Raw genomic sequence first — 18008 nt, 5'->3', positions numbered from 1 at the left:
GACGTCCGTGAGGTCGGCAAGTCCGTCAGTGGACCGGAGGGCACGCTCCACATCCTCGACAACGTGAGCTTGACGGTCAGTGAAGGCGACAGCATCGCCATTGTCGGCGCGTCCGGTTCGGGCAAGACCACCTTGCTCGGTCTGCTTGCCGGGCTGGATCTACCCAGCCGCGGCAGCATTGCGCTGTCCGGCCAGGATTTGGGCCAGTTGGATGAAGAAGCCCGTGCCACCTTGCGCGCACGCGAGGTTGGTTTCGTGTTCCAAAGCTTCCATCTGTTGCCGGCGCTGACCGCCGAAGAAAATATCGCGCTGCCGCTTGAGCTGACCGGGCGCGAAGATCCGGCGCGGGTACGCGAGGTGCTGGAGGCGGTGGGGCTGAGCGCACGTGCGCGCCACTATCCGCGGCAGCTTTCCGGTGGCGAGCAGCAACGTGTGGCGCTGGCGCGCGCATTCGTGGCCAAGCCGCGCATCCTGTTTGCCGACGAACCCACCGGTAGCCTCGACCAGACCACCGGCGCGCAGATCAGCGACCTGCTGTTCGCGCTCAATGCCACCAGCGACACCACGCTGGTGCTGGTCACGCACGACACGACGCTGGCGCAGCGCTGCCATCGCATCTACCGCATCGACAGCGGCCGCCTGCACGCACAAACCGGTCCGGCGGCATGAACGTGCTGCGACAAGCCGCGCGTGCGGTGCGCCGCGAGTGCCTGGCCGGCGATCTGCTGACCGTGTTCGCCGCGTTGGTGTTGGGCGTGGCGGCTATGACGGCAGTAGGCACGCTGGTCGATCGGGTGACGCTGGCACTGACCTCCAGCGCGGCCGACGTGCTCGGCGGCGACCTGGGCGTGACCGGCCGGCAGGACATTCCGGCCGACTTCGCCGAGCAAGCGCAACGACGCGGCTTGCAGAGCACGCGCATGGTCAGCTTCCCCAGCGTGCTGTTCCATGGTGACGCCAGCCAGATGGCCAATATCCGCGGCGTCGGCGCTGGCTATCCGCTACGTGGTCAATTGCTGGTGTCCAAAGACAGCGCGGGCGCGGACGGCAAGCCTGCCAGCGCACCGCCGCCGGGCCAGGTTTATGCCGACCCGCGTCTGCTCGAAACCTTGGGCCTTGGGCTGGGCGATCAACTGGAATTGGGTGCCGGCCATCTCACCATCACCGGCGTGCTGCGCGCCGAGCCGGATGCCGCCGGTGAGCTAATGCAACTGTCGCCGCCATTGCTGGTCAACCGCGCCGATATCGATCGCGCCGGCCTGCTCGGTCCCGGCAGTCGTGCCTCATACCGGCTGATGTTCGCCGGTGCGCCGGACGCCATCGCAGATCTGCGCGCCTGGCTGAAACCGCGCGCCAGCGAATACCGCCTGGTTGGCATCCAAGACACCCAGCGCGGCACGCGTTCGGCGTTCGATCGCGCGGGACGCTTTCTGGCCCTGTCGGCATTGTTGGCGGTGCTGCTGTCCGGCGTGGCGACCGCGTTGGCGGCGAACCGGTTTGCAATGCGCCGCATCGACACTGTGGCGGTGTTGCGCTGCTTGGGGGCACGCCAGCGCGACATCCTTGCGATGTTGTCGCTGCAACTGCTGCTGACCGCCATCCCGGCCTGCCTGGTCGGAGTCGGACTGGGCATGCTTGCGCAGGAAGGTTTGGTACAGGCGCTAGGCAGCTTGATCCCGAGCCGGTTGCCGTTGCCGCAAGCCGTCCCGGCCCTGGCAGGCGCGGGTATCGGGCTGGTGCTGTTGCTGGGCTTCGGCCTGCCGCCGCTGCTGCGGCTGCGCAACGTGCCGCCAATGCGCGTGCTCAACCGCAGCTTTGCCACGGTGCCGCCGAGTTCCTTGCTGGTCTACGCCGCAGCGTTGGTCGCCACACTGGCACTGACCGTGTACGCCACCGGCAACCTTGTGCTCGCCGGCTGGGTACTGGGCGGCCTGGCCGCGTTGGCACTGGTCGCGATGGCCTTGGGACTGAGCCTGCTGGCCTTGCTGCGGCCAATCCAGCATCGCCTGCGCGGCTCATGGAAGTTGGGTCTGGCCTCGCTGACGCGGCGGCGCGCGCTGAGCGTGGTGCAGTTGGTCGGCCTGTCGTTGTCGTTATGCGCGCTGTTGCTGCTGGCCGTGGTCGGCCCGGGCCTGCTTGGCCAGTGGCGCGAGCGCCTGCCGGTGGATACGCCCAACTACTTCCTGATGAACATCCAGCCCGAACAAACCGAACCGGTGCTACAGACACTGCGGGGATGGGGCGTGCAAGGTGCGGCGGCGGAGCCATTTTCGACCGGGCGACTAGTCGCCATTAACGACAAGCGGCCGGTGCGCGGTGACCGTGATCCGGCCGACGATGGCGACGGCGACAACCGCCCGGTCAATTTCTCCTGGCGGCATGCATTCCCCCCGGCAAATACCTTGCTGCAGGGCAAATTCTGGCCAGCCGACAGCATTGCACCGGAGGCATCGGTGGAAGAAGGCTGGGCGCAGCGCTATCAGCTCAAACTCGGCGATCGCATCACCTTGCTGCTGGGCGAACAACAGCGCAGCTTCACCGTCACCAGCATCCGCAAGGCCGACTGGGATTCGTTCCGGGTCAACTTCTTCCTGCTGCTCAACCAGGGGTCAGTCGGCGATGCACCGTATAACCTGATTTCCAGCTTCCACCTGCCGCCCGGCAATGCGCCCAAGCTGGCGTCGTTGAGCCGCGATTACCCCAACATTTCGGTGCTGGATATCGACGCCATCCTCGGCCGCGTGCGCGAGGTGATCGACCAGGTGGCGCAGGCGGTGCAGTTGGTGATGGGCTTCAGCCTGCTGGCCGGTGTGCTGGTGTTGCTGGCGGCCTTGCAGGCCACTGCGGGCGAGCGGCGCTACGACAGCGCGGTGTTGCGCACGCTGGGTGCGCGGCGCGGCCAATTGCGTGGCGCGATGCTGGTGGAATTCGGTGCGCTCGGCTTGCTCGCAGCGATGTTGGCGGTGAGCGCCGCGGCCGTAATCGGCGCGGTGGTCGGGCGGCAAGCCTTCGAAATGGTGTTGACGCCGGATTGGCCGCGCTTGCTGATCGGCGGTGCATTCGGAGTGGCGTTGAGTCTGCTTGCGGGCTGGTCGGGGACGCGGCGCATTCTGTCCACGCCGCCGGCGTTGGCGTTGCGTACGGAGTAAGCGCGGGCCTAGGCGGCCTTTCGTTGCCGTCGAGGCGCCACCGTTATGGCCAGCGTCACTGCCGCAGCGCCGCGCGACGCGACTTCGGCCGTGAAAACTTTCGGCTTTCAGGGCGTTCAGATTGTGCCATTCGCTGCCCCGCTGCAGATTCCGTGTTGCTTAATTTCTAGCTGCGCGGGCATCCGGAAGCGCTGGTGGTATCCAACATCAAGGGGAACGTTGAACCGATCGGCCTGGGCGATGCCGGCCACTACTGGCTCAGACCATTCGTACAAGGCAACGCCCAGCCTTGGCTCGCTGCTGCATGCCCAGGAACTCCCTCGGTGAAGGCAGCGACACCTTTGTTCGCCAATCAGCATCTTGCATGGCAGACCCTGCCCGACGCGCTCAAGCGCACTGTGCAGAACATGCGTGCCGAACACAGCAATCTGGCCAAGTTCGAGCAGCTGCGTGCGCGCGATCCGTGGCGCCTGGCACTGAAGCCGGAACAGATTGCCGAAGTGAAGCCGGTGCAGCACCCGATCATGCGCACGTGTCCGGAAACCGGCCAGAAGGCGCTGTTCGTCAGCAAGCATTTCACCACCCGCATAGTGGCTTGCCCGATGACGAAAGCCGGGCATTGCTACAGACGATGTTCGAGCACAGCATGCGCGAGGCGCTGGTGTATCGGCATCGTTGGCAGCTGCATGACATGGTGTTCTGGGACAACCGCTCGGTCATGCATCTTGCCGCCGGCACGCCCGACTACCTGCGCCGCCGGGTCAACCGTATCACCATCGAAGGCGATACGGTTGACCCGGCAGCTTTTCCAGCCCACGGGTGCAGCCACAAGACAAATTTTTCAAAAATCACGCAGTTGGCGCCTGGAACCGGCAGATTTGCGAGAAAGCTCGTAGGCGACACAAAAAAATTCGCATAACGATCCTTACCCTCGCAACGCATGGGATTTTTTTAAAGGCAAGCATGATACCGTCGAATCGCCCTAATGAATTTATTTCTTGGGCTATAAATAATAAATTTCTAAAATTAAAGGATAATCATGAATATTACTGAAGAATCGATTATGAGTGCCACAGATGAAATTGAGAATATCGAGATTGATTCAGCTGTTGACAGCTGTGACTCGGGTTCCCCTGTGATCATTACTCCAGCGGTAATTATATATGCTGCCACCCACGGCTGAGTGATGGTTGATCGAGGCGGACGAACGTAGATTCGTCCGCCTCTTTTAGTGGAGAAGATATGTCCCCGCTTCTAGCAATCAAAGATGAGATCTTGGACGTCTGTGAAGACGACTCTGCGTTCATTGATTACTGTAATTATAAATTTGATTCTCTTGGGAATATAGACCACTGGCAGTTGGTCTCAGATACCGCTGCTGAAATTAAGGCCAGCGCCGGCTTAAATTCCCTGGTGACGCAGCGCGCGATACCTCTCGTGACAGGGGAAAATTACAGGGAACCGTTCGTTTGCCTTATTTTTACCGGAACCATCTCTTCCAGCCTGCTACACCTCGGTCTGCCGCATGGCACGACAGATTTTCACAACTCTAAGAAAACCGTCTCGACATCCAATTTTTCGACCGTCAGCAAGGTGCTACAGGGCAACCTCTCGCATACGCGATACAAGTCAAACATTGATTTCCCCAGTCAAATCAGAAGTCGCGACATCTATGAAGAACTTCGTTTGTCGGCACCCGAATGTAAGACATTAAAAGCGGGTGATATCCTGGTACAAGACCGGCGAGATACGATTATCGTGCGGGATGAGATTTCTCCATCAGTAGCACTGGTAATTTGCAATCCAAAAAAAAAATCAAATTACCAATATCACTTCAAGAAGGAGACCGGACAGCTTTCTCGCATCTCAGAATTCGAACCTAAAATAAGCAGAAAGGAAAAAGCAATTCGGATATTGGAAAAATATGGCAATACATCGTCTCTGCCAGCCCTCATGGCCGCGTCAGAAGATGGCCGTCATACGATTCGCTGGCTTGCCCTCAGAGCAATGATTCGCCTGGATCCGAAGAAAAAAAATGTCTATCTTCAGAAAGGCGCCTGTGATGACAATAAAGATATCCGTGAGGCATGTGAAAAACTCATGAAAAGGCACGAATGCGCATGAGTACGAAATTTTTTAAAGCAAAAGCGCATAGGGAGATTTCGCTGGAAGAATTATCCGAGATCGTAAAGGCCACGGAAGATGACTTGAACGTCGAGTCTATAAAGTCAATGAGCCACATGTTGCAGGGCTTATGTGTGAATCCCCAATGGTTTTTGGAATACCTTAACCAGCAACTCAAGAGTAACTTCGAAAGCGATGATGTTTATGGAAATTCATATACATCAAATTCATTCGTTCTTGAACGAAAGCCACTGGGAAAAAGATCGAAACCCTTCTTATTTTTAGTGAGAGCAAATGTTTGGCTGCCGGTAACAGATTCCTTACGAAAGAATGCTGGGAAAAATCTCTTCGCCGAAGATTTGTTGCATGACCATTCCTTTCATCTGCTTACCGCAGGCTTACTTGGACCAGGGTACAGAACCGAAATCTGCGAGTACGATTTCAATACCTGCGTCGGGTTAAGAGATGAAGAGGTAGATACGTCAGCATACCAAGTACTTCAGCTGACGCGGGAAAGCGCTCTGTTTATGGAAAAGAACAAGACAATTCACACGCAGCTACCCCCCGAAGAGCCTTCCGTTTCGCTCAACCTGATTTTTCAACCTCATTCATCCCTCACCAGGCAGTATATATTCGACAGGATTGATTCTCAAAGGCTAAGAATAAAGTCCATCCACTATACATCCCAATTAAATTTAACGGCAACCCAAAACCTCATCAATATATGCGGATCGTTTGCGAATGCGAATACCATGCAGATAATGCTGGATCTTTATCGAAGATTGCTTGACCGTGTCGATCAGAACGAGCCTAGTCTGCTCATTCTGCTGGGATGGTTCAAGCAACTCGGAATCGAGTATGAAGCGATTAACCACCGTAATCGGAAACTTTCTCCGCTTATGAAGCATGCATTAAAAGTCCTCTGACCAGCGTCGATTGCTACTTATAAATCATCCGTAAATTATATTAACGCTCAAAGGCACCTTGCGGAACGCGATGATCGCCGCGGCGAGATGGTTGAGTGCGAGGAGACTGCGTTCGCGTTTTTTCGAAGCGCACGAGCAGTTTGCGGAATCGGTTGAACCAACTAGTCATCCTTGAAAAACCCTCAACACCCAATCACCGCAACGCTTTATAGGCCGCACAGGCGTGCCAGAACTGCCGGTTTTCGCTACGCTGAGGCCTGGTTTGTTGCAATTAGTCGCCCCTGAAAAACCCCAACCACCCAACGACCGCAAGGCCTTGATGTCTGCACCGGCGTGCCAAAACTACCGGTGTTCGCTACGCTGAAGGCTGGTTTCTGGCAATTTTCAGTCATGCGTACACGCCGTCCTGCTGCCGAGCACATGCCTGCCGACGAGTTGTTTCGTTCGCGGCTGGAGAACCAGATCGATCTGCGTCATCCGCTGGCGCGGCTGAGCCAACGGATGCCGTGGACGGCGTTGGAGCAAGCACTTTCATCGCGCTTGCCGGCCACCCAGGCCGGTGGCGGTCGGCCGGCATTGCCGGTGCGGCTGATTGCCGGTTTGCTCTACCTCAAACACGCCTACGACCTGTCCGATGAAGCGGTGTGCGAGCGTTGGCTGGAGAATCCGTACTGGCAGTTCTTCACCGGTGAGGTCGTGTTCCAGACGCGCTTGCCGAGCGATGCCAGCTCGCTGACGCGCTGGCGGCAGCGCCTGGGTGAGGCCGGGATGGAAGAGCTGCTGGCGCACACCATCAACGCCGCGCATGCGATGCAGGCGGTGGACGCACGCGAGTTGTCGCGGGTGATCGTGGGCACCACGGTGCAGGAAAAGGCGATCGCCTATCCGACCGACAGCCGTTTGCTGGAGGTGGCACGCAAGAAGCTGGTGTTACTGGCCAAGCGGCACGGCATCGGATTGCGGCAGAGCTACGCGCGGCAAGGCCTGGCCCTGAGCCGCAAGGCAGGTCGGTATGCGCATGCGCGCCAGTTCAAGCGCATGCAGCGCGTGCTGCGACGTCAACGCACGGTATTGGGGCGGGTGTTGCGCGATATCGAGCGCAAGCTGGACCAGGTGGAACCCGGCGTGCGCGAGCGCATCGCTGTCTGGCTGGAACGTGCGCAACGGCTGTACACGCAGCGTCCGAAGGACAAACAAAAACTCTACGCATTGCATGCCCCGGAAGTGGAATGCATCGGCAAGGGCAAGGCGCGTCAAGCGTACGAATTCGGCGTCAAGGTCGGCATTGCGGTCACCGCCTGCAAGGGATTGGTCGTGGGTGCGCGCAGCTTCCCGGGCAACCCGTACGACGGCGATACCTTGGCCGAGCAGCTGGAGCAGACACGCGGGTTGCTGCAGGATGTGAGCGTAGAACCGACGGTGGCGATCGTGGACCTGGGCGATCGCGGGCGCGAGGTCGATGGCGTGCAGGTCCTGCATCGCGGCAAGGCCAAGACGCTGACGCGACGGCAATGGCGCTGGATCAAGCGACGGCAGGCGGTGGAGCCGGTGATCGGACATCTGAAAGACGACTGCAGGTTGCGTCGCTGCAGGCTGAAAGGTGCCCAAGGCGATGCGCTGCACGTGCTCGGCTGCGCCGCCGGCTACAACCTGCGCTGGCTGCTGCGCTGGATCGCGTTTTTGCGTGCCTGGATGCGGGCGATGGCAGGGCCATCCTTCGCTCCGCACCGCTGACCACCAGCGCATCTCATCCCAAAGTACATAACACGCTCTACCGGGGCTAGCTTATGCTGCCTGCTCCTTACCTGTCTTCCGCCGTCATGCCCACCGCACCCTTCACCGCTTACCTGTATCCGCTCCTGCTGCTGCTCGCCAGTAACGTATTCATGACATTCGCTTGGTACGGGCATCTGAAGTACAAAAGTACGCCGCTGATGATTGCGATCCTGGTCAGCTGGGGCATCGCGTTCTTCGAATATTGCCTGCAGGTACCAGGCAACCGACTGGGCAGCGCGGTTTACTCCGCGCCGCAGCTCAAGGGCATGCAGGAAGTGATCACGCTGCTGGTGTTCGCCGGCTTCTCCACGTTTTACCTGGGGCAGTCGTTAAAGTGGAATCACTGGGCTGCATTCGGGTTGATTCTGGTGGCGGCGTTCTTGATGTTCAAGGAATAACTGCATCTTCTGTAGAAGCGCGCTGGCGTGCGATGAGGCGTTACCGGTAACGCTTCACCGCGGGCCAGTGCGCTTCTACACATCAGGCGATCTGTTTAGAGTGGCTAACAAAAAGTAGCGAGCAGTCACCAGTTGGGTGCGGACGGTGCGGAGGAACCACAGTGTAAGCTCGATAAATTCCGATTCCGATTCCGAGCACCGGTCTCGCGCACCTGGCGACTGCGCAGTAATTTTGTTAGCTACTCTAGCGGCCAGACTGGCCAAAGCAGTGCGCCCGGCACCGGTGAAGCGGCCGCTGTTACTGGTCACCGACATGCCCGGCGTATGGCGGAACGGGTCCTTGAGCTCGCGCACCAGTTGGTTGTCGAGCTGTTCGCGGTCGATCACATCCAGCGTGCTCGGCACATCGACCAACGCGCGCTGAGTGCGCGTGGCGGTGACCTGCAGCCGGTCCAAGTCGTGCACCGGGCAGTATTGCCGCCTGCATCGGGTACGGCAGCATGGGTTAACAACGGAACAGCCGGCAGCGCCAGCGACAACACGACCAACCAGCGGATGCAGGCGAATCATCGGAAACCTTTGAAGCAAAAATCCCGGCTGCGCGCATTGCGGCACGGACCGCGCGGCAGCCCAGGGTGGAGAGTTGGGCGGCCGTGCCCGTGGCAGACAGCGGACACCTGCGCTTGGCGCACTATCGGCCGTAAGGCTCGCAGTGGCTGGCAGAACGTTGCGCGCGGGCAATGCGAAAAGGGCGGTCATTCACGCGAGAGGCGCCGACCTCAGCAGCGGCCACGCCCGCTTGGCGGCGCGCAACCGTTCTTTTCGCTGGGTTACTTGGTGAGGATGAGCTTGTCGTTGCTGGTATTGCGCAGGCGATAGATGCGGTCGCCATGCTGGATTAGCACTTCGCGACGGCCCTTGAGCAGCGCCTCGCTGCTGATGAGGTCTTCTGCGGGGACAGCACGTGCAATAGCGCGGTCGCGCAGGTTCACCGGTTCGGAGCGAAGCAGCACGGGTTGAGCGGTCATGATCGTGATCTCCAGTCGGTTGGCGATATAAATCATAACCATTCTCATTTATTGATCAAGAGCTATTCTCACTTAATTCGCTGAATCTCTGGATGGAACAATAGTTTTCGATTCGTGTGATCAATTGATCCGTCGCGCCTGTGATGCTGACGTTGTCCAGCGCGCGCAAAGCGTCAGGGCCTTGCCTCTAGCCGAAGCGTCGCGTAATCCAGACTTGCCCGGCCTCTTAGAGACAACTGCTGGCAAGGCAGCAGCGCATCGCAATGCCACGCTTTGGATGCCTCTACGCTCAGGCGTGCGTGTAACACCCAGCAGACAATCTGCGCGCAATGGCCGACAAGACTGCCATCGGGCACAAGCTTCCTCCGGCGTAGCCGACCCGAAGTGCGCTCGATCAGCGCGTTGCAGCCTCCACCCGCGCCCAGCTAGCTTCATCGACCTGGCTCAACGTCTTCAGTGCGCCCAGGTTTTCTTCCAACCGGGCCACTCGGCTGGCGCCGAGGATCACCGTGGATACATGCCGATTGCGTAAGCACCAGGCGATGGCCAGACGTGCCGGCGACTGGCCAAGTTCGGCAGCTAGCGTGCAGAACGTGCGGGCGCGTTCGAGCCGGCGCGCTTCCGGTGCGCCAAGGACTTCGTCCTGCAGCCATTGATTGCCCGGTTGACCCAGCCGGCTATCGGCATCCACGCCGGCGTTGTACTTGCCGGTTAACAGGCCCGAGGACAGCGGCGACCAGATCGTGGTGCCCAGCCCGTTCTCGCACAGCGGCGCGTATTCCTGTTCCAGCCGCTCGCGGTGGAGCAGGTTGTACTGCGGCTGCTCCATCGCTGGCGCATGCAAGTGTTCCTGCTCGGCGATGGCGATGGCGGCGCGCAACTGATCTGCACTCCATTCGGAAGTTCCCCAGTACAGCACCTTGCCCTGGCGGATCAGCGCATCCATGGCGCGCACGGTTTCCTGTATAGGCGTGTCCGGATCCGGCCGGTGACAGAAGTACAGATCCAGATAGTCCACCCGCAGGCGCTTAAGCGCGGCATGGCAGGCGTCGGTGACATGCTTGCGCGAGAGCCCACGCTGGGTCGGGCGTGGGCTGTCCACCGCACCGAAAAATACTTTGCTCGACACGCAATAGCCGTCGCGCGGCAAGCGCAGATCGGCGATCACATCGCCCATGACTTCTTCAGCGCGACCGCGTGCATAGACCTCGGCATTGTCGAAGAAATTGATGCCGTTGTCCCAAGCGGCGGCGATCAGGTTGCGCGCTTCGCTGCGCCCGATCTGCTCGCCGAAGGTGACCCAGGCCCCGAACGACAAAGCCGACAGTTGCAGCCCGGTGGAACCCAGACGACGGTAGTGCATTGGCAGACTCCAACAACCTCCGCGGCGCCCTGCCACGGATCGGCGTACGCAGTGTAGGACGTCGCGTTGCCGGGGCGACAGGGCGTGGTGTGTGCGGCACCGACCACAGACCAACCCCATGCACGATGTCTGCCGATGTTGTGCGAATGCTTCGGTCACTGAGGGCGCTTGCACGTGTACCGGCACGGGACACGCCGCACGTAGCCCTCGCCGCATTTCGGCCGCGGGCCGATGGCGAGCTTCTGAATACTGGTCGCCTTGCCCGCTGTCACCCCCTGCTCTAGGCTTGCCGTTTTGTCGTCAGTAGTCGCCGGGGATTGGAATGGTCGAAGGTTTGGGACGGATCGGTTTCGGCCTGTTCGGTCTGGCGGTGCTTATCGGCATCTCCTGGCTGTTTTCGACCAACCGCCGCGCGATCGATTGGAAGCTGGTCGCCACTGGTCTGGCGTTGCAGATTTCATTCGCCGCACTGGTGCTGCTGGTGCCGGGTGGACGCGATGCGTTCGACTCGCTGGGCAGGGGTTTCGTCAAGGTGCTGAGCTTCGTCAATGAGGGGTCTAACTTCATTTTCGGCAACCTGATGAACATCGACAGCTACGGCTTTATTTTTGCGTTCCAGGTGCTGCCTACCATCATCTTTTTCTCCGCGCTGATGGGCGTGCTTTACCACCTGGGCGTGATGCAGCTGGTGGTGCGTACGATGGCGTGGGCGATCACCAAGGTGATGCGCGTGTCCGGTGCGGAAACCACCAGCGTGTGCGCCAGCGTGTTTATCGGCCAGACCGAAGCGCCGCTGACGGTGCGCCCGTACATCCCAAAGATGACCCAATCCGAACTGCTGACGATGATGATCGGCGGCATGGCGCACATCGCCGGCGGTGTGCTCGCCGCGTACGTGGGCATGCTCGGCGGCAGCGATCCGGCGCAGCAGGCGTTCTATGCCAAGCATCTGCTTGCCGCCAGCATCATGGCCGCGCCCGCCACGCTCGTGGTCGCCAAACTGCTGGTGCCGGAAACCGGCGCCCCGTTGACCCGCGGCACGGTCAAGATGGAAGTCGAAAGGACCACCAGCAATGTCATCGATGCGGCTGCGGCCGGTGCTGGCGATGGTCTGCGCCTGGCACTGAACATCGGCGCGATGCTGCTGGCCTTCATCGCGCTGATCGCATTGATCAACGCACCGCTGACCTGGCTGGGCGAGATCACGGGCGCCGCCGCAGTGCTGGGCCGTCCGACCAACCTGTCGACGATCTTCGGTTACGTGCTGGCGCCGATCGCTTGGGTGATCGGCACACCGTGGGTGGATGCGACGACAGTCGGTTCGTTGATTGGCCAGAAGGTGGTGGTCAACGAGTTTGTCGCTTACAGCGAGTTGTCGCGGATCGTGAAGGGCGAAGCGCCAGGCGTGGGCCTGAGCGCTGAAGGCCGGTTGATCGCCACGTATGCCCTGTGCGGCTTCGCCAACTTCAGCTCGATTGCGATCCAGATCGGCGGCATCGGCGGGCTGGCGCCGGAACGTCGTCACGATCTGGCCAAGTTCGGTCTGCGTGCGGTGCTCGGCGGTTCGATCGCCACCTTCATGACCGCTACCATTGCCGGCGTCCTCTCGCAGTTCGGTTAAAGCGGCGCGGGTTCATCGGTGTGACGGTCTAATCGCCGCACGCCACGTTTCTTCCATTCATTCAAGTCAGTCATTCAAGCAAGGGTATTTATGAGTTCGGTCGTCGTTGTCGGGTCCTTCAATGTCGATCACGTGTGGCGCTGTGATGTCCTGCCCGCCCCGGGCGCCACCATCGCCGGTCGCTATAGCACCGGTCCAGGCGGCAAGGGGTTTAACCAGGCAGTCGCGGCTGCACGTGCTGGCGCCAAGACGCACTTCCTGTGCGCGCTGGGCGATGATGCCGGCGGTGCGCTGGCGCGTTCGCTGGCCGCGCAGGATGGGTTCGCGCTGATCGCCGAGCCCAGCAATGAGCCGACCGGCACCGGTGGCATCTACGTCGATGGGCACGGACGCAACACCATCGTGATCGGTGCCGGCGCCAATTCGGTGCTGAGCCCGGGCTTTGTCGACAACCAACGCGCGCTGGTTGCCTCGGCACGCGTACTGCTGGCGCAGTTGGAATCGCCGGCAGAAACCGTCGAGTCGGCCCTGGCACTGGCGCGCGAATGCGGCGTGCTGACCGTACTAAACGCAGCGCCGGCCAATGCACCGACCTCGATCGGTTTGCTCAAGCTGTCGAATGTGTTGACGCCCAACGAAACCGAATTCGCCGCACTGCTCGGTCGCCATGTCGGCGAGCGCATCAATGCCGATGATGTAGCAGCGCTGGACGGCAACACGCTGCACTCGTTGTGCCGCAAGTTACTGCCAGGCGGCACCGTGGTGGTGACGCTGGGCGCGGTAGGCGCCTTTATTTCGCACGCCGAAGAACAGCTGCGTGGCGATACCGCGGCGCATTACCGCGTGGGTGCGGAAAGCGCGCAGACGGTGGACACCACCGGTGCTGGCGATGCATTCAACGGCGCGCTGGTGGCCTCGCTGGCGCAATCGGCCAACGCCAGCTTCATCACCCATGTGCGCTTTGCCACCCGCTATGCTGCACGCACCACCGAAGTGGAAGGCGCTGCATCGTCGATGCCGCGCTTGCTGCCTGACGCAGCAGTCTGATACGCAAATGCGTTAGTTCATCGACGAAGGCGGTCGCAGCCATGCGGTCGCCTTCTGCGTCGAGGGTGTGGCCCGCATAGCCGACGCACTTGGCCTGATTCACAGCACATCCCGCTCGGCACGCACAGTCACCTGTCGGGCGATCCATTGCTTGCTGACATCGATCCCAACACCGTGAGGCATAAAAAACTCCGCTATGCTCGAAGGGTCGAGAGTTCTCCTGCGGCTGCCCAGCCTGATCGTTACGCGTGCCAACTCCAGCAACTGTTCGGGAGTTTGCCTGGGGAGTCCGGCGTGGCGACCTCGCTCTCCCGCAGTCGCTCAGACCAGTGGATCGTCGGTCGACCACGCCGGCTCTCGACGCACCCATCTGGCACATCGCCAACAGACAAGGGGTTGGGGGAGGGTATGGGGCGTAGCTCTCGCGTCGTTCCAACTGCACGAGCTTCGCTCGTAACCCTTACTCTGCTCCTACGGGGCACCTTCTTCCCATGAAGGGGGCCACGGTCCCAGAGGGAGAAGAAACAGCTGCATGTCGTTGCCAATCAACTAGGAGTTTTGTAATGCGACAAAAGCACAGCTGGGTGTTGTGGATGATGGTGCTGCTTCTGCTTCTGCTTCTGCTCCCGGCCTCGTTGCTGGCGCAGGACCTGGCAGCCATTCCGCCGCTGCGCTCGCCGGTGGTCGACGTCACCGGCACGCTGGATGCGGCGCAGATCCAGCAGCTGGAACAGCAAGCGCTGGCCTTGCAGCAACGCAAGGGCGCGCAGTTGCAGATTTTGATCGTGCCAACGACGCAGCCTGAGGCGATCGAGCAGTACACCCAGCGCGTGTTCGACCAGTGGAAGATCGGCCGCAAAGGCGTGGATGATGGCGTGCTGCTGCTGGTGGCCAAGGATGATCGCCGGGTGCGGATCCAACCCGGTTACGGCCTGGAAGGTGCGATCCCTGACATCGTGGCCAACCGCATCATCCAGGAGTATCTTGCGCCGCGCTTCCGTGAGGGCGACTACGGCGGCGGCATCCGCGATGCGACAGCGACCCTGGCTGGCCTTATCGAAGGCGAGGCCTTGCCGGAGCCGGTCAGTGGGCATGCCGGTGGAGGTTTGGGCAGTGGCGCAGGCGGCTGGATCATTGCCTTGTTCATTGGGTTTGTGGTCTCGATGGTGGCGCGCGGTATTTTGGGCGCCTTGCCGCGCCCGTTGCGCGCGTTGCTGACCGGCATTGCTGCCGGTGGCGTCGCCTTTCTGTTTACATCGTTGCTGTTTGCCAGCGTTGGTTCGGCAGTGATCGGCTTGCTGGCGGGCCTGGCTTCCGGTTCGCCGGGGCGCTTTGTCGGCGGCGGTGGCTGGGGCGGTGGTGGGTTCGGTGGGTTTGGAGGCGGTGGCCGTGGGGGCGGCGGCTGGGGTGGGGGTGGGGGATTATCGGGAGGCGGTGGCGCCTCGGGGAGCTGGTAATGCGGTGGCTCAGGCATGTTTTCGCGCCGTCGGCGCAGCGCAGTTTTCCAGCCCCCTGCATGGCGGCCATCGCAGCGGCGGTGACTGTCAGCGAGCGGGCCCATACCGGTCAAATTATGGTCGCGGTGGAAGCCGATCTGCCGCTGGGCCCGCTCTGGCACGGGCAGACCGCCCGCCAGCGCGCAGAACAGGCCTTCGCGCAATTGCGCACCTGGGACACCGAAGCCAATAACGGCGTATTGATCTACCTGCTGCTGGCCGATCAAGCCATCGAAGTGGTCGCCGACCGTGGCCTGCGCAGTCGTGTCCTGGACACCCATTGGGCCGAGGTGTGCCGGCGCATGCAGCAGTTCCTGCGCAATGGCCAAAACGAAGCGGCGGTATTGGCCGGGATCGAGGCGGTGACTGAGCTGTTGACCGAGCATTTCCCTGCCGATGCCTGCGCGCAGCATGAAGACGAGCTGCCCGATCGTCCACAGCGCTTAGGCTGAGCGCGCGCGAGGTGTCAGAATAGCTGCCTCGTTTTTTTTGATCCGCGGTCCGCATGATCTATCTGCACGCCATCGACCCCATCGCTTTCTCGCTTGGCCCGGTGCAGGTGCATTGGTACGGCCTGATGTATTTGGCGGCCTTCTTCTCCGCCTGGGCGCTGGGCCGCTCGCGCATCCTGCGCGGTCGCCTGCCCAGTGTGGACATGGACGGATTCTCCGACCTGCTGTTCTACGGCATGCTCGGCGTGGTGCTGGGCGGGCGCATCGGCTACATGTTGTTCTATGCGTTCGACAGCTTGCTGGCCAATCCGCTGATCCTGTTCAAGGTGTGGGAAGGCGGTATGAGTTTCCACGGCGGTCTGCTTGGCGTGTTGTTCGCCTGCTGGCTGTGGGCGCGCAAGCATCGGCTGCACTTCTTCGACGTCATGGATTTTGTCGCGCCATTGGTGCCGATGGGCCTGGGCTTCGGGAGGCTCGGCAATTTCGTCGGCGGCGAGTTGTGGGGCCAGTTCACCCAGGCCGGTTGGGGCGTGATCTTTCCGCATGCGCCGGAATTGGCGGACCAATCGCCGGCACAACTCCAGGCGCTGTACGCGGCCGGTGCGCTAGACCAGTTCGCGCGTCACCCCTCGCAGCTGTACGAAGCCGCGCTCGAAGGCGTGGTGATGTTCGTGGTGTTGTGGGCGTTCTCAATGCAGCCGCGTGCGCGCTATGCGGTGTCGGGGGTGTTTGCGCTGCTGTATGGCGCATTTCGTTTCAGCGTGGAATTCGTCCGCGTGCCTGATGCGCCGATCGGCTACCTGGCCTTCAATTGGCTGACGATGGGGCAGATTCTGAGCTTGCCGCTGATCATCGGTGGCCTGGTGTTGCTGGCACTGTCGCGCCGCGCGCCGGTGTTGCAGCCGGTCGTGGTAGACGCAGCCATGGCGGAGGCCGCGAAGTGAAGCCGTATCTGGACTTGTTGCGGCATGTGCTGGAACACGGTGCAGACAAGGCCGACCGCACCGGCACCGGCACGCGCAGCGTGTTCGGCTGGCAAATGCGCTTCGACCTCAACGCAGGTTTTCCGCTGGTCACCACCAAGAAGCTGCATCTGCGCTCGATCATTCACGAGTTGCTGTGGTTTTTGCAGGGCGACACCAATATCGGTTATCTCAAGGACAACCAGGTCCGCATCTGGGACGAGTGGGCCGATGCCGATGGCAATCTCGGCCCTGTTTACGGCAAGCAGTGGCGGCGCTGGACCGGCCCGGACGGCTTCGAGATCGACCAAATGCAATGGTTGGTGGACGAGATCAAGCGCAATCCCGATTCGCGCCGGCTGGTGATCAGCGCCTGGAACGTTGGCGACCTGCCGCAGATGGCATTGATGCCATGCCACAGCTTGTTTCAGTTCTATGTGGTCAACGGCAAGCTCAGTTGCCAGCTCTATCAGCGCAGCGGCGACATCTTTCTCGGCGTGCCATTCAACATCGCCAGCTACGCGCTGCTGACCCATATGGTGGCGCAGGCGACCGGCCTGGGGGTAGGCGATTTTGTGCACACGCTGGGCGACGCACATCTTTATTCAAATCACTTCGAACAGGCGCGCGAACAGCTGACACGCACCCCGCGTGCGCTGCCGACCCTGCGTTTGAATCCGGACGTGACCGATCTGTTTTCGTTCCGCTTCGGCGACATTGCCATCGAGGGCTATGACCCGCATCCGGCGATCAAGGCACCGGTGGCGGTGTGAACGACTCATCTCGATTAGTGAGACGTGAGCATGGCACGCTGACCTTCACTTGAGAGAGGACGTGTCATGGCTAAGAATTCGATCAAAGCACGAGAAAAATTGGCTGACTCGCTGATGGCGATGCAGGCAAGTCTATTTGTCAATGTGACAAGCGTCGTTCTGATTGCACCGATCGGATTTTTCAGTGTTTCGATTTACAAAGGCGAACGTTTGGATCTGATGAATTTTTTCGGTGAAAATTCGTCTGTTGCTATGGGGGGCATTTTTGTTTGCTATCTCGCAACCCTTTTCTTTGTAATGCTTGGCCGGCGCGCTGCTATAAAAATTTATAACAGCCTTTATGCTGACGCATGAAAATCACCCTCATCGTCGCCTTCGACCATAACAACGCCATCGGTCGCGATAACGACTTGCCGTGGAAATTGCCGGACGATCTCAAGCGCTTCAAGGCGCTGAGCATGGGCAAGCCGATCCTGATGGGGCGCAAGACCGCGCAGTCGTTGGGGCGTGCATTGGCCGGGCGGTTGAATCTGGTGCTGACCCGTTCCGGGCAGGTGCCGTTCGAAGGCATGCAGCCGGTGGCGTCGCTGGAGCAGGCAATCGAACGCGCTGAGCAGGATGGCACGCAGGAACTGTGTGTCATCGGCGGCGGTGAGGTGTATCGGCTGGCGATGGAGCGTGCAGATCTGCTGGCCGTCACCGAGGTGGCTACCGCAGTGGATGGTGCCGACACGCATTTTCCGCCGATCGACCCGGCCGTGTGGGTGCCAACCAATCGCGAACTGCATCCTGCCGATGACCGACATGCGTTTGCGTTTTCGTTCATCGATTACCTGCGCCGCTGAGCAATGCATGCCGCCAAGTCCACCGTCAGCGCGGGCTTGGGCGACATG

The 18008-nt window shown here is 60.7% G+C and carries 17 protein-coding genes, 1 other RNA gene and 3 pseudogenes; 16 read left to right on the top strand and 5 right to left on the bottom strand.

All coding sequences use genetic code 11. The features are described 5' to 3' along the window. Positions 1-69 precede the first annotated feature (69 nt). The 6 genes and pseudogenes from PD885_RS15195 (at position 70) to PD885_RS15175 (ending at position 6199) form a co-directional block, all read left to right on the top strand. Complete coding sequence (locus PD885_RS15195) at positions 70-669, top strand: ABC transporter ATP-binding protein (RefSeq protein ID WP_002811879.1); 600 nt, start codon at positions 70-72, stop codon at positions 667-669. Further along, positions 666-3149, top strand: coding sequence for an ABC transporter permease (locus PD885_RS15190; RefSeq protein WP_088056964.1), 2484 nt, complete (start codon positions 666-668; stop codon positions 3147-3149). The genes PD885_RS15195 and PD885_RS15190 overlap by 4 nt, the downstream gene beginning before the upstream one ends. A gap of 170 nt (positions 3150-3319) precedes the next feature. Beyond that, positions 3320-3936, top strand: a pseudogene (locus PD885_RS15185) (TauD/TfdA dioxygenase family protein); the annotation flags it as partial. Between the two features lie 252 nt (positions 3937-4188). Beyond that, positions 4189-4332: a hypothetical protein gene (locus PD885_RS21495; protein ID WP_159087645.1), complete on the top strand. Its 144-nt coding sequence runs from the start codon at positions 4189-4191 to the stop codon at positions 4330-4332. Positions 4333-4391: 59 nt separating this feature from the next. Next, on the top strand, positions 4392-5273 hold the full coding sequence (locus tag PD885_RS15180) for a HEAT repeat domain-containing protein (RefSeq protein ID WP_088056963.1): 882 nt from the start codon (positions 4392-4394) through the stop codon (positions 5271-5273). Next, on the top strand, positions 5270-6199 hold the full coding sequence (locus PD885_RS15175; protein ID WP_108772746.1) for a hypothetical protein: 930 nt from the start codon (positions 5270-5272) through the stop codon (positions 6197-6199). Before PD885_RS15180 ends, PD885_RS15175 begins: the two co-directional genes overlap by 4 nt. Positions 6200-6223: 24 nt before the next feature. Here PD885_RS15175 and PD885_RS20925 read toward each other — a convergent pair. After that, positions 6224-6362, bottom strand: a pseudogene (locus tag PD885_RS20925) (IS5/IS1182 family transposase); the annotation flags it as partial. A 227-nt stretch (positions 6363-6589) separates the two neighbouring features. On the opposite strand from PD885_RS20925, the gene PD885_RS15170 reads away from it, so the two are divergent. Then, the gene (locus tag PD885_RS15170) at positions 6590-7933 is read left to right on the top strand and encodes an IS5 family transposase (RefSeq protein WP_088056962.1); all 1344 of its coding nucleotides are present in this window, start codon (positions 6590-6592) and stop codon (positions 7931-7933) included. Positions 7934-8019: 86 nt separating this feature from the next. After that, complete coding sequence (locus PD885_RS15165) at positions 8020-8373, top strand: DMT family protein (protein WP_002811856.1); 354 nt, start codon at positions 8020-8022, stop codon at positions 8371-8373. 102 nt (positions 8374-8475) lie between these two features. Here PD885_RS15165 and PD885_RS15160 read toward each other — a convergent pair. From PD885_RS15160 to PD885_RS15145, 4 genes and pseudogenes are all read right to left on the bottom strand, one after another. Then, positions 8476-8551: non-coding RNA, sX9 sRNA (locus tag PD885_RS15160), on the bottom strand. A gap of 74 nt (positions 8552-8625) precedes the next feature. Beyond that, positions 8626-8943: pseudogene (locus PD885_RS15155) on the bottom strand (TonB-dependent hemoglobin/transferrin/lactoferrin family receptor); the annotation flags it as partial. A gap of 260 nt (positions 8944-9203) precedes the next feature. Next, positions 9204-9443: a hemin uptake protein HemP gene (hemP, locus tag PD885_RS15150; protein WP_172402130.1), complete on the bottom strand. Its 240-nt coding sequence runs from the start codon at positions 9441-9443 to the stop codon at positions 9204-9206. A 352-nt stretch (positions 9444-9795) separates the two neighbouring features. Then, entirely contained in the window at positions 9796-10764 is a 969-nt protein-coding gene (locus tag PD885_RS15145) for a potassium channel beta subunit family protein (RefSeq protein WP_002811852.1), read from the bottom strand. A gap of 322 nt (positions 10765-11086) precedes the next feature. On the opposite strand from PD885_RS15145, the gene PD885_RS15140 reads away from it, so the two are divergent. The 8 genes from PD885_RS15140 (at position 11087) to PD885_RS15105 (ending at position 17960) form a co-directional block, all read left to right on the top strand. Continuing rightward, positions 11087-12385, top strand: a complete 1299-nt coding sequence (locus PD885_RS15140; protein WP_002811851.1) for a NupC/NupG family nucleoside CNT transporter — start codon at positions 11087-11089, stop codon at positions 12383-12385. 90 nt (positions 12386-12475) lie between these two features. Further along, positions 12476-13432: a ribokinase gene (locus PD885_RS15135; protein WP_002811850.1), complete on the top strand. Its 957-nt coding sequence runs from the start codon at positions 12476-12478 to the stop codon at positions 13430-13432. Between the two features lie 563 nt (positions 13433-13995). Next, positions 13996-14889 (top strand): TPM domain-containing protein, encoded by an 894-nt coding sequence (locus PD885_RS15130; RefSeq protein WP_088056961.1) that lies wholly within the window; start codon positions 13996-13998, stop codon positions 14887-14889. Further along, entirely contained in the window at positions 14889-15380 is a 492-nt protein-coding gene (locus tag PD885_RS15125; protein WP_040762906.1) for a TPM domain-containing protein, read from the top strand. Before PD885_RS15130 ends, PD885_RS15125 begins: the two co-directional genes overlap by 1 nt. 53 nt (positions 15381-15433) lie before the next feature. After that, a complete protein-coding gene (gene lgt / locus PD885_RS15120; RefSeq protein WP_002811847.1) occupies positions 15434-16324 on the top strand; it encodes a prolipoprotein diacylglyceryl transferase in 891 nt (296 codons plus the stop codon). Beyond that, positions 16321-17115 carry a thymidylate synthase gene (locus tag PD885_RS15115; protein WP_002811846.1) on the top strand — a complete coding sequence of 265 codons (795 nt, stop codon included), beginning with the start codon at positions 16321-16323 and terminating at the stop codon, positions 17113-17115. Before lgt ends, PD885_RS15115 begins: the two co-directional genes overlap by 4 nt. Before the next feature lie 66 nt (positions 17116-17181). Further along, positions 17182-17469, top strand: a complete 288-nt coding sequence (locus PD885_RS15110; RefSeq protein WP_002811845.1) for a hypothetical protein — start codon at positions 17182-17184, stop codon at positions 17467-17469. Continuing rightward, the gene (locus tag PD885_RS15105; protein WP_002811844.1) at positions 17466-17960 is read left to right on the top strand and encodes a dihydrofolate reductase; all 495 of its coding nucleotides are present in this window, start codon (positions 17466-17468) and stop codon (positions 17958-17960) included. Before PD885_RS15110 ends, PD885_RS15105 begins: the two co-directional genes overlap by 4 nt. Positions 17961-18008: the final 48 nt, after the last annotated feature.

The organism is Xanthomonas fragariae (assembly GCF_900183975.1).
In the GTDB taxonomy this organism is placed as follows: Bacteria; Pseudomonadota; Gammaproteobacteria; order Xanthomonadales; family Xanthomonadaceae; genus Xanthomonas; species Xanthomonas fragariae.
The sequence above is the reverse complement of the archived record's forward strand: the minus strand, read 5'-3'. Positions and strand labels throughout refer to the sequence as shown.

Bases quoted from the DNA above. Each gene is read 5' to 3' on its own strand.
- PD885_RS15190 (WP_088056964.1), top strand. From the start codon at position 666: ATGAACGTGCTGCGACAAGCCGCGCGTGCGGTGCGCCGCGAGTGCCTG.
- PD885_RS21495 (WP_159087645.1), top strand. From the start codon at position 4,189: ATGAATATTACTGAAGAATCGATTATGAGTGCCACAGATGAAATTGAG.
- PD885_RS15180 (WP_088056963.1), top strand. From the start codon at position 4,392: ATGTCCCCGCTTCTAGCAATCAAAGATGAGATCTTGGACGTCTGTGAA.
- PD885_RS15175 (WP_108772746.1), top strand. From the start codon at position 5,270: ATGAGTACGAAATTTTTTAAAGCAAAAGCGCATAGGGAGATTTCGCTG.
- PD885_RS15170 (WP_088056962.1), top strand. From the start codon at position 6,590: ATGCGTACACGCCGTCCTGCTGCCGAGCACATGCCTGCCGACGAGTTG.
- PD885_RS15165 (WP_002811856.1), top strand. From the start codon at position 8,020: ATGCCCACCGCACCCTTCACCGCTTACCTGTATCCGCTCCTGCTGCTG.
- hemP (WP_172402130.1), bottom strand. From the start codon at position 9,443: ATGGTTATGATTTATATCGCCAACCGACTGGAGATCACGATCATGACC.
- PD885_RS15145 (WP_002811852.1), bottom strand. From the start codon at position 10,764: ATGCACTACCGTCGTCTGGGTTCCACCGGGCTGCAACTGTCGGCTTTG.
- PD885_RS15140 (WP_002811851.1), top strand. From the start codon at position 11,087: ATGGTCGAAGGTTTGGGACGGATCGGTTTCGGCCTGTTCGGTCTGGCG.
- PD885_RS15135 (WP_002811850.1), top strand. From the start codon at position 12,476: ATGAGTTCGGTCGTCGTTGTCGGGTCCTTCAATGTCGATCACGTGTGG.
- PD885_RS15130 (WP_088056961.1), top strand. From the start codon at position 13,996: ATGCGACAAAAGCACAGCTGGGTGTTGTGGATGATGGTGCTGCTTCTG.
- PD885_RS15125 (WP_040762906.1), top strand. From the start codon at position 14,889: ATGCGGTGGCTCAGGCATGTTTTCGCGCCGTCGGCGCAGCGCAGTTTT.
- lgt (WP_002811847.1), top strand. From the start codon at position 15,434: ATGATCTATCTGCACGCCATCGACCCCATCGCTTTCTCGCTTGGCCCG.
- PD885_RS15110 (WP_002811845.1), top strand. From the start codon at position 17,182: ATGGCTAAGAATTCGATCAAAGCACGAGAAAAATTGGCTGACTCGCTG.
- PD885_RS15105 (WP_002811844.1), top strand. From the start codon at position 17,466: ATGAAAATCACCCTCATCGTCGCCTTCGACCATAACAACGCCATCGGT.